This is a genomic window from Tsukamurella pseudospumae, assembly GCF_001575205.1.
In the GTDB taxonomy this organism is placed as follows: Bacteria; Actinomycetota; Actinomycetes; order Mycobacteriales; family Mycobacteriaceae; genus Tsukamurella; species Tsukamurella pseudospumae.
In genome coordinates, this window is record NZ_LSRE01000001.1 from 448,598 (window position 1) to 455,793 (window position 7,196).

8 protein-coding genes are annotated in these 7,196 nt (G+C 69.0%); 1 reads left to right on the forward strand and 7 read right to left on the reverse strand.

Annotated elements, in window-relative coordinates; genetic code table 11:
* From AXK61_RS02075 to AXK61_RS02105, 7 genes are all read right to left on the reverse strand, one after another.
* Window positions 1–1,125 carry a glycosyltransferase family 4 protein gene (locus AXK61_RS02075; RefSeq protein ID WP_068569336.1) on the reverse strand — a complete coding sequence of 375 codons (1,125 nt, stop codon included), beginning with the start codon at window positions 1,123–1,125 and terminating at the stop codon, window positions 1–3.
* Window positions 1,125–2,063, reverse strand: coding sequence for a phosphatidylinositol mannoside acyltransferase (locus tag AXK61_RS02080; RefSeq protein WP_068569908.1), 939 nt, complete (start codon window positions 2,061–2,063; stop codon window positions 1,125–1,127). Before AXK61_RS02080 ends, AXK61_RS02075 begins: the two co-directional genes overlap by 1 nt.
* Window positions 2,063–2,722, reverse strand: coding sequence for a phosphatidylinositol phosphate synthase (gene pgsA, locus AXK61_RS02085; protein ID WP_068569335.1), 660 nt, complete (start codon window positions 2,720–2,722; stop codon window positions 2,063–2,065). The genes AXK61_RS02080 and pgsA overlap by 1 nt, the downstream gene beginning before the upstream one ends.
* Before the next feature lie 2 nt (window positions 2,723–2,724).
* Window positions 2,725–3,276 carry an HIT family protein gene (locus AXK61_RS02090; RefSeq protein WP_068569334.1) on the reverse strand — a complete coding sequence of 184 codons (552 nt, stop codon included), beginning with the start codon at window positions 3,274–3,276 and terminating at the stop codon, window positions 2,725–2,727.
* A gap of 33 nt (window positions 3,277–3,309) precedes the next feature.
* A complete protein-coding gene (gene thrS / locus AXK61_RS02095) occupies window positions 3,310–5,307 on the reverse strand; it encodes a threonine--tRNA ligase (protein WP_231855402.1) in 1,998 nt (665 codons plus the stop codon).
* Between the two features lie 151 nt (window positions 5,308–5,458).
* Window positions 5,459–5,983: a (2Fe-2S)-binding protein gene (locus tag AXK61_RS02100; RefSeq protein ID WP_068569332.1), complete on the reverse strand. Its 525-nt coding sequence runs from the start codon at window positions 5,981–5,983 to the stop codon at window positions 5,459–5,461.
* A 3-nt stretch (window positions 5,984–5,986) separates the two neighbouring features.
* Window positions 5,987–6,406, reverse strand: coding sequence for a TIGR02611 family protein (locus AXK61_RS02105; RefSeq protein WP_068569331.1), 420 nt, complete (start codon window positions 6,404–6,406; stop codon window positions 5,987–5,989).
* Window positions 6,407–6,788: 382 nt separating this feature from the next.
* Between AXK61_RS02105 and AXK61_RS02110 the strand changes: the two genes are divergently transcribed.
* Window positions 6,789–7,196, forward strand: a 408-nt coding sequence (locus tag AXK61_RS02110; RefSeq protein WP_156485518.1) for a helix-turn-helix domain-containing protein, incomplete at its 3' end; no start/stop codon positions are given.

Here is a 7,196-nt window from a genome sequence, read left to right on the forward strand (position 1 = left end):
TCAGTCGTCGATGGTCACGACCACGCCGGGCACGGCGACGGTCTCGTACACGCGGATCACCTGTTGGGCGACCACCGACCAGTCGAACCGCCACACGACCTCGGACGCGTGCGTGACGAGCTCCGCGCGGCGCAGGTCGTCGGACAGCAGGCCGGCGATGGCGGAGCCGAGCGCGGCACCGTCGCCGACGGGGACCAGCACGCCGGCCTCTCCCCCGTCCAGGACGCGCTCGAAGGCGTTGAGGTCGCTGGCGACGACGGCGGTGCCGGCGGCCATGGCCTCGACGAGGACGATGCCGAAGCTCTCGCCGCCGAGGTTCGGCGCGACGTAGACGTCGGCGGACCGCAGTGCGGCGGCCTTCTCCTCGTCGGTGACGGCGCCGAGCAGCCGCAGGTGCTTCGCGTAGGGGCCGGCCTCACGGAGCAGTTTCTCGTCGTCGCCGCGGCCGATGACGAGGACCTCGACGTCGGGGTGCTCCTCCGCGATCGTGGGGAGCGCCTCGAGGAAGACGGCCATGCCCTTGCGCGGCTCGTCGTAGCGACCGAGGAAGAGCACCGTCTTCCCCGGGCGCGGATAGCCGGGCAGGAGATCGCCGTTCGCGAAGTGCGAGACCTCGACGCCGTTGGGGATCTCGATCGCGTCCGAGCCGAGCGATTCCATCTGCCACCGCCGGGCGAGCTCGGAGACGGCGATCTTGCCGCGGATCTTCTCGTGCGAGGGGCGCAGCACGCTCTGGAACACCGAGAGCACCAGCGACTTCTCGGTGGACGTGTGGAAGGTCGCGACGATCGGACCGTCGGCGATCGCCAGCGCGAGCATCCCGAGGCTGGGCGCGTTGGGCTCGTGCACGTGCAGCACGTCGAAATCACCCTTGCGGATCCACTTCCGCAGCCGACCGAAGGCCTTGGGCCCGAACGAGAGCCGGGACACCGAGCCGTTGTACGGGATCGCGACGGCCTTGCCCGACGAGACGGCGAAGTCCGGCAGCACCGTCTCCTTCGACGAGGGCGTCAGCACCGACACCTCGTGCCCCATCTCGATGAGCACGCGCGCCAGGTCGACGACGTGCGCCTGCACCCCGCCCGCGACGTCGAACGAGTACGGGCAGATCATCCCGATCCGCATCAGCGCACCTCGGGGCCCTCATCGGGCGCATCGGGCCCGACGGTGCCCAGGATCCGGTCCCGGCGCGCCTGCGACCAGTCGGCCTCCCACAGGGGCTGCAGCATGTGCCAGTCGGCGGGATGCGCCGCGATGTTCCGCTCGAAGGCGTGGGCCAGCTGCTGCGTCGCGTCCTCGATGCCCTTGGACACGTCGATCGGGTCCTCGGACGTGAAGCCCCAGGCGTCGCCCTCGAACCAGCAGTGCACGGGCAGCAGCGGCGCGCCGGTGTCGATGGCCAGCTTGGCCGGGCCAGCGGGCATGCGGGTGGGCTCGCCGAAGAAGGTCACGGGCACGCCGTGGCGCGCCAGGTCCCGCTCGCCGAGCAGGCAGATCGGCCGTCCCTCGTGCAGACGCTGCGCCAGCGCCTGCATGGGCGGCTGCTCGCCCCCGGACAGGGGGAAGATCTCGAAACCCAGGGATTCGCGGTACTCCACGAACCGCCGGAACAGCGATTCGGGCTTGAGTCGTTCAGCGACGGTGGCGAACCGGCCGTACTTCTGCGCCAGCCACACGCCGGCCATGTCCCAGTTGCCGCTGTGCGGGAGAGCCAGCACCGCACCGGTTCCCGCGTCCATCGCCTCGTGCAGGCTCGGGGTGTCGACGTACTGGTCCAGGGTCGCGCCGAGCTCGACGAGGTCCATCGACGGCAGCCGGAAGGACTCGCGCCAGTACCTCGCGTAGGACCGCGAGGACTCCTCGATCAGGCTCTGCGGCACCGCGTCCGGCGTCGTCCCCAGCACCCGGGCCAGGTTCTTGCGCAGTTGCGTGTTGTCGCCGCGGGCGCCGATGCGGCCGCCCACGTCGTCGATGAGGAACTTCGCCGCGAACTCCGGCATCCGCTTGGTCAGGGCCCAGCCGGCGCGATACGCGAGGTCGGCGGCCTCTTCCCGGGGGTCGATCACGCGCCCTCCTCACCCTGCGTCGTGGTCGCCGCCGGGAGCGGCAGCAGCTCGGTGGCGCCCGGCGAGTGGCGCACGGTCAGCGCGCGCTGCACGACGGTGACGACACTCGTCACCGCGAGCACCCACATCGCGACGTGGATCGCCCACCACACGCCGAGGCCGGTGAAGCCGGCCCCGACGAGCACGATGATGAGACGTTCGGGACGCTCGATCCAGCCACCGTCGCCCTTGAGACCCGAGGCCTCGGCCCGGGCCTTGGCGTAGCTGATCACCTGGGAGGTGACCAGGCAGATCAGGGTGGGGATGAGCAGGTTGTAGCGGTTGTCCTCGGTGAACACGGCCCACCAGGCGAGGCCGGCGAAGATCGCGCCGTCCGCGACCCGGTCGCAGGTGGCGTCGAGCCAGGCCCCGAACCGCGTGCCGCCCCCGCGCACGCGGGCCATCGCACCGTCGAGCATGTCGAACATGACGAAGAACCAGATGATCATGGTTCCCCAGAACAGGTGGTCCGCGGGGAACAGCCACACGGCGGCGCCGACGGAGCAGACCGTGCCGAACAGCGTCACCACGTCCGGCGTGAGACCGGTCCTGATCAGGACTCTCGCGATCGGGTGCGTGACCTTGGAGACCGCTTCCCGGCTGAAGATCGCCGACACTCCTAGACCTCCTCCCAGGCCTTCGCCATCAGCGCCCGGGTCTGTCCGAGGAGCTGCGGCATCACCTTAGTGCCCGAGAGCACGGTGATGTAGTTCGCATCGCCGGGCCAGCGGGGCACGATGTGCTGGTGCAGGTGCTCGGCGATCGAGCCGCCGCCGGACCGGCCCAGGTTGAAGCCCACGTTGAACGCCGCCGGCCGCGAGATCCGCTTGATCACCCGGATCGTCTTCTGGGTGAGCTTGATCAGCTCGAAGGCCTCATCGTCGGTGAGGTCCTCCAGCTCGGCCACCTGCCGGTACGGCACCACCATGCAGTGCCCCGGGTTGTACGGGAACAGGTTGAGCACGACGTAGCAGTGCTCGCCCCGAGCCACGATCAGCCCGTCCTCGTCCGCGAGCTTGGGAATCTCGAGGAACGCCGTGCTCCCCTCCGGGACGGGAGGAGAATCGACGAGGTAACGCATCCGATAGGGCGTCCAGAGCCGCTCGATGGTCTCGTCACCGTCGCCGACCCCGAAGTCCGTGTGCGCGCCGCCGTCCGTGGCGTCCGTCATCGATTCCTCTCCCCGTCTCGTCCGTCGGTCCGGTCAGGCGGTCCCGACGGTGCTCTCCGCCGGGCCCAGCAGCTCGGCCGTCGGGGACTCGTTGCGGCGCGCGTGCACCCAGTCGACGATCCGCTGCACGGCGTCGTCGACCGGCACCTCGTTGACCTGGGTGCCGTCGCGGAACCGGAAACTGACCGCTCCGGCGTCGCGGTCGTGCTCGCCCGCGAGCAGCATGAACGGCACCTTCTGCGTGGTGTGGTTGCGGATCTTCTTCTGCATCCGGTCGTCGCTGTGGTCGACCTGGGCGCGGATCCCGTGCTTCTTCAGGGCACGGATGACCGTCTCCAGGTGGTCGCCGAACTGTTCCGCAACGGGGATGCCGACGACCTGCACCGGTGCGAGCCACGCGGGGAACGCTCCCGCGTAATGCTCGGTGAGCACGCCGAAGAAGCGCTCCATCGAGCCGAACAGTGCGCGGTGCAGCATGACGGGTCGGTGCTTCTGGCCGTCGCTGCCGGTGTACTCGAGGTCGAACCGATCGGGCAGCATGAGGTCGACCTGGATGGTTGACATCTGCCAGCTGCGGCCGAGCGCGTCCTTGACCTGCACCGAGATCTTCGGCGCGTAGAAGGCGGCGCCGCCCGGGTCGGCGACGAGCTCCACGCCGAAGCTGCTCGCGGCCTCGCGCAGCGCCTCGGTCGCCTCCTCCCACGCCTCGTCCGAGCCGATCGACTTCTCCGGGTTGCGGGTCGACAGCTCGAGGTAGAAGTCGTCGAGGCCGTAGTCCCGCAGCAGGTCGATCACGAACTGCAGCAGGTCCCGGATCTCCCCCGCCATTTGCTCGCGGGTGCAGTAGATGTGCGCGTCGTCCTGGGTGAACCCGCGAGCGCGGGTGAGACCGTGCACGACGCCGGACTTCTCGTACCGGTAGACGGTGCCGAACTCGAACAGCCGCAGCGGCAGCTCGCGGTAGGAGCGGCCGCGGGAGTCGAAGATGAGGTTGTGCATGGGGCAGTTCATCGGCTTGAGGTAGTAGTCGACGGCCTGCCGGGTCACCTGGCCCTCGGCGTTGCGCTCCTCGTCGAGCTGCATGGGCGGGTACATCCCGTCCGAGTACCAGTCCAGGTGTCCCGACTTCTCGAACAGTTCCCCCTTGGTGGCGTGGGGGGTGTAGACGAACTCGTACCCCGCCTCGGCGTGCCGGAGGCGGGAGTAGTCCTCGAGCTCCTTGCGGATGATGCCGCCGTTGGGGTGGAACACGGGCAAGCCGGAGCCGATCTCGTCGGGGAAGCTGAACAGGTCCAGCTCCGCGCCGAGCTTGCGGTGGTCGCGCTTCTCCGCCTCGGCGAGCAGCTCGAGGTACTCGTCCATCGCCTCGGGCGACTCCCACGCGGTGCCGTACACGCGCTGCAGGTCGGCGTTGTTCTGGTCGCCGCGCCAGTACGCCGCGGAGCTACGGGTCAGCTTCACCGCGGGGATGTACTTGGTGGTCGGCACGTGCGGGCCGCGGCACAGATCGCCCCAGATCCGGTCGCCGGTACGGGGATTGAGGTTGTCGTAGGCGGTGAGCTCGGCGCCGCCGACCTCCATGACCTCGCTGTCGTCGGCCGCACCCTTGTCGTCGATGAGCTCGAGCTTGTACGGCTCGTTCGCGAGCTCCGCCCGCGCCTCGTCCTTGCTCTCGTACACGCGGCGCGAGAACCGCTGCCCCGCCTTGATGATCTGCTTCATCTTCTTCTCGAGGCCCTTGAGGTCCTCGGGGGTGAAGGGCTCGGCGACGTCGAAGTCGTAGTAGAAGCCGTCCTTGATGGGCGGACCGATGCCCAGCTTGGTGCCCGGGAAGCCGTCCTGGACCGCCTGCGCCAGTACGTGCGCCGCCGAATGGCGGATCACGCTGCGCCCGTCCTCCGTGTTCGCCGCGACGGATTCGACCTCGGTGTCGGTCTCGGGGATCCAGCTCAGGTCCTTGAGGGTGCCGTCGGCGGTCTTGACGACCACGACCGCCTCGGGGCCCTTGTTCGGCAGATCCAGGTCGCGCATGGCTGCCCCGGCCGCGATTCCGGCGGGGACGACGAAGGTGGTGCTCACGGTGCTCCTAGTCATGTAGCGGGCGGCATACCTGGCCGCACGCGGTTGTCAGTCCGGTCGATCCTATCGGTCTCGGGCGGCCGGTCGCCGCGCGAGGCGACGCTCACGCGAGCCGCGCACCCCGCTCCTGCGGCGTCTGCCGGGGGCAGCTGAGGCACTTGCTCATGCCGGGGCACAGGTAGAGCAGGCAACAGGAGCCCCGCCGGACGACGGTGCCGCGCCCCGGGACCTCGTCGAACCGCGCCGCCGGGGCGTCCGGCCCGCACGCCTGCAGCATCCGATCGGCGACGGTGCGCGGTTCCCCCGTCGCGAGCGCCGCCCCGGCGATCGAGTCCGTCCCGATCGCCCAGAGCGAGCGTTCCGTCGCGCCGCAGGCCTGCGCGATCTCGGGGATCAGCCGGTGGAAGGCACGCGCCAGGGCGCCGGTCGGGTCGTCCGACGGTGCCGCCTCCCCCACCTCCGGCCATCCGCCGGCCCCGGTCCGGACGGGCGCGTCGGCACCGTCGAACCCCGCAGCGGCGAGCCGAGTCAGCGCCCCGGACAGGGCGTACCAGTAGAGAACTCCCGCCACCCGCCGGTCCGGTGCCGCCGTTCCGCGGCGGAGTGCGTCGATCGGGTCGCGGTCCACAGGTCAGCCGAAGATCGGGCTCGCGAGCCAGGGCCAGTGGATGTCGAACCAGCCGCCGATCATGGCCGCGGCGCCGAGCAACCAGAGCGTGGCGAGCACGATCGCGCAGGTGCCCAGCGCGAACGCGCCCTTGACGAGGATGTTCTGCCGCGAGAGCCACGCTGCGAACCGGTCGTAGCGGGCGCGGGCGAAACGCAGAAGCCGGTGGGCCCACTCGAATTCGGTGGCGAGGATGCCGAGCCCGGCGAACACGATCAGCCATCCCGGACCGGGATACGGAATGGCGACGATGCCGCACGCCAGGACGATGCCGCCGATCACGCCCACCGCGATCCGCCAGACCAGCGCACCGTGCCGGGTGGAACGGATGCGCGCGCGGAACGCGCGCGGCCCCGCGAGGGTTTCGGTGCTCCGATCGTCCATCACTCCACCGTACCGACTGAAATCGCGGGAATCACAGCCCGACATTCTCCCCGTGTTGCGATCGCCATTCCGGAACCCGCCCACGTAAACCATCACATCAATTGCGGAGCCACTTTTGATCGCAAACGCCTGGAACGAGTTCCATTAGAAGACAGTCGCTTTCGCTACTGCGAGGTAACCAAATTGGTTCGAACAAAGGACGCCGAAAACCATTGGGATCGCTGGGGAATGGTGATAACTTCAGAACTCCCAGGACATCCACAGGCAGGCTTCAGACACTCATCCCGAGTGTCGGCGCCGAGCCTCCGGCGGTGTCATAGCGTCGTAGCAACAGCCCTGGTAGACCGGGGTGGTGCGACGATACGGGGCTGATGTGCGGCGGATGTTGACGGTGGAGGATCGGGTTGAGATCTCGACGGGGTTGAAGGCCGGCTGGTCGATTCGGACGATTGCGGTGCACCTGGGGAGGGCGCCGTCGGTGATCTCGCGGGAGATTCACCGGAACTCCACGAAGACCGGCGGGTATCGGTGTGCCACCGCGGATAAGACTGCACGGCAGTCTCGTTCGCGTCCGCAGGAGCGTGTGATCGACCGTGATCCGATCCTCAGAGCGCGGGTCCTCGCGGACTTGAAGTCCTCGTGCACGCCGCGGCAGATCGCGGGCAGGTTGCGGTTGGAGGCGCAGGATCCCAGTGTGGAGCTCATGGAACGTTCTGTTGATGCTCAGGGCCGGACCGTCTCGCATGAGGCGATCTACCGGTGGCTGTACGTGTTGCCGAAAGGTGAGCTT

Coding starts and splice junctions, on each gene's coding strand:
- thrS (WP_231855402.1), bottom strand. CDS start 5,307: ATGCGCGACCTGGATCTGCCGAACAAGGGCCCCGAGGCGGTCGTGGTC.
- AXK61_RS02105 (WP_068569331.1), bottom strand. CDS start 6,406: ATGGACGATCGGAGCACCGAAACCCTCGCGGGGCCGCGCGCGTTCCGC.
- AXK61_RS02090 (WP_068569334.1), bottom strand. CDS start 3,276: ATGACGGACGCCACGGACGGCGGCGCGCACACGGACTTCGGGGTCGGC.
- AXK61_RS02075 (WP_068569336.1), bottom strand. CDS start 1,125: ATGCGGATCGGGATGATCTGCCCGTACTCGTTCGACGTCGCGGGCGGG.